This is a genomic window from Mesorhizobium sp. A556 (assembly GCF_054489545.1).
In genome coordinates, this window is the sequence record NZ_JBTMXA010000044.1 from 1 (window position 1) to 2752 (window position 2752).

At 55.4% G+C, this 2752-nt stretch carries 4 protein-coding genes; all 4 read left to right on the forward strand.

Annotated elements, in window-relative coordinates; translation table 11 throughout:
- On the forward strand, nucleotides 1-896 hold an 896-nt coding region (locus tag ACX3P0_RS25115), incomplete at its 5' end, for a nucleotidyltransferase and HEPN domain-containing protein (RefSeq protein ID WP_459092922.1).
- An 87-nt stretch (nucleotides 897-983) separates the two neighbouring features.
- Nucleotides 984-1511 (forward strand): MbcA/ParS/Xre antitoxin family protein, encoded by a 528-nt coding sequence (locus ACX3P0_RS25120; protein ID WP_459092924.1) that lies wholly within the window; start codon nucleotides 984-986, stop codon nucleotides 1509-1511.
- On the forward strand, nucleotides 1508-2185 hold the full coding sequence (locus ACX3P0_RS25125) for an RES family NAD+ phosphorylase (protein WP_459092926.1): 678 nt from the start codon (nucleotides 1508-1510) through the stop codon (nucleotides 2183-2185). The genes ACX3P0_RS25120 and ACX3P0_RS25125 overlap by 4 nt, the downstream gene beginning before the upstream one ends.
- Nucleotides 2186-2394: 209 nt before the next feature.
- Complete coding sequence (locus ACX3P0_RS25130) at nucleotides 2395-2610, forward strand: hypothetical protein (protein ID WP_459092927.1); 216 nt, start codon at nucleotides 2395-2397, stop codon at nucleotides 2608-2610.
- Nucleotides 2611-2752: the final 142 nt, after the last annotated feature.

The window sequence follows — 2752 nt, forward strand, 5'->3', positions numbered from 1 at the left end:
GACGATCTCTTCCGCACTGTGTCTCTTTCTGGCCATTTCTTAAGTCCTCCATCGGCTCAAAAGCCATACATAAGGGAGGACCACTTTTCAGGGGGCAGACCAAGGGGAGAGTGCTGAAAATCATCCTCTTCGGATCGTATGCCCGTGGGGAGTGGGTGGATGAGCCCCATACAATGAAGGGCTATCGGTCAGACTATGATCTGTTGATCGTCGTCAACAATCGGAAACTCACCGATTTTGCCGCTTATTGGTACAAGGCCGCCGACCGGCTTCTACGCGATCGTGGCATCGACACGCCGGTCAGCTTCATTGTACATTCCAGGAGAGAGGTGAACACAGCGCTTCGAGAGGGCCAGTATTTCTTCTCCGATATCCGGCGCGACGGAATCGTTCTCTATGAGCTGGATGAGGAACCTTTGGCGGAAGTGCGCCCTCTCACGCCTGTCGACGAGCACACGGTTGCTGAATCACATTTTAAGAACCGACAGCGTGTAGCAGCAAATTTTTTGAAACTGTCAAACGCAGCTGTATCTGGTGGGATGACCAAGGAGGCGGCCTTCCTTTTGCACCAATCAATCGAGCAGGCCTATGCGCTATTGCTTCTGACCCTCACCAACTACAGCCCGCCTTCACATAATCTGAACTTTCTCCGGTCTCTGGCTGAGGGGCGGGATAGCCGCATTGCCGCAGCCTGGCCACGTGATCAGCAGCGCTACAAGGCCTGGTTCAACACGATCAACGAAGCCTATGTGAAAGCGCGCTACTCCGAGCACTACGACCTCAGCGAGGAAGCGCTCAAATGGTTGATCGATCAGGCGAACCTGCTCAAGCAGTGTATCGAACAAATCTGTCGCGAGCATATTGAAAGGCTCGGCCGAATTGCGGGAGTCAAATGAGCTGCAGCGAGGAAGCGGAATTGGTCTGATTTTGCTTGTTTTATGTCCAAGTTTGGACTATATCCAGATACGGACAAGAGATAAGATATGGCACAAGCTCTACCAAAACATTCTGACGTCGGCCCGGAAGTGCGCCGCCCCTTCGATTATTCGCGGTTTGAGCCCTCTGTCCGCCGGCGACTAAGCGCACCTGCGATGCGCACCTTTTTGATGATCGCCGATCTGTGGGGCCTCAATGAACAGCAGCGGCGGCTGATCTTAGGCTACCCATCCCGCTCTAGCTATCATAACTGGGCGAAGCTGGCACGGGAGCACCAAGATTTTACGCTGGATGTTGACGTGCTCACACGCATCTCCGCCGTTCTCGGTATCCATCAGGGCTTGGGCATTCTCTATCCATCGGAGCGTGACGCCGTATCGTGGCTGAGGGGACCGCATGACGGTATGGTTTTCGGCGGCCAGCCGCCACTAGCTCTCATAACAAACGGATCTCAGGACGCGCTCCTGACGGTGCGCCGCTTTCTCGATGCGGCGAGGGGTGGACAGTACATGGAGCCGAACGGGGCCGATATTGATTTCTCTCCATATGACGAAGCGGAAATCGTCCTAACGTGACACCTGCCAGATCTCCGGCGCCTCGGCCGACATACCGGCTTATTCCCTCCCGGTTTCCGCCGATCGGATTATTCGACACAGTCGCGACAGCGGCCGATCTCGCTGCCGTGATGGAGCTTGCAGGCTGGACGAATGATCGTTTCGTTGCCGAGCGAATTAACCGACTTCCCCAGAGCGAGTGGGTCTACGGGCGCGCCAATGCAAGTGTAGTGATGGCTGCCTTTCTCCATGTCGCACCGACCGGAATGCGCTTCAACTCCGCCACTCTGGGTGCCTGGTATGCCGCCGCCAATATCCGAACATCTGTTGCCGAGGTCGGCCATCACCTGCGCCGCGAGATGGTTGCACGTCATATACCCCATCTGTCGCGGACCTATCGTGCTTATTCGGCCCGACTGGAGGGTAGCCATATCGATATCCGAGGTTTTCAATCGCCGATGGCGGAACTCTATCGGACGGACGATTATGTCGCCTCGCAAGCTTTCGGAGAATCAATCCGTGCCACAGGTGAGGACGGAATTCTGTACGATAGCGTTAGACTGAGAAGGGGCATCAACATCGTTGCCTTTCGACCGTCCCTTATAAAAGAGGTTGCACAGTCTGACCATTTTGAAATCTCGGTCTCGGCCCAGGCCAGAACGATAGATGCGCGGAAGCTTGTCGACGGATTATGACGGTGTGTCTTCCTTTTGCTTGGCAAGCAACGCTTGCAGACTGCAATTCCATCTGGAATACTCATCCGCATAGCCGGGTTTTTTTAGAGCCCTGGTTGCCAGGGACGACACGATCGAAACCGTTAATTGCGGTCAGCGTGGCTTACGCGATGTGAGTTCCAACGTCCGGCAACAATCTGAACCCTGCGCCGGATCGTGGGAGATTCGGTGTGCGTGAATTTGCAAATGACCTACCGCTTCGTCGTCTTGACAAAACAAAAATAGCATTGTTGCCGAAGGAGGTTGCTGCGGAAGCGGCGATCAACCTTTTTGGTTGTGAGGCAACACTTGCGGCCGCCTACTGCGCACTCGACGCTCGTATCGACGGAAGCCAGAAAGACTATCATTTCTGGCTGGAGGTCTTCAAATTGCTTCGGCGAGCGTGAGAACAAGCCACCGGTTGAGTGATATTCCCCCGCTTTCGCGTGGCCGGCCCCCCTGAGGTGGTCCGGGTTTAATGTTAGTGCATGACGGGTCTTGGCGCTACGGCCGGTGTGGCCGGCGAAGCTGGTCCGGGTTGCGCAGCCG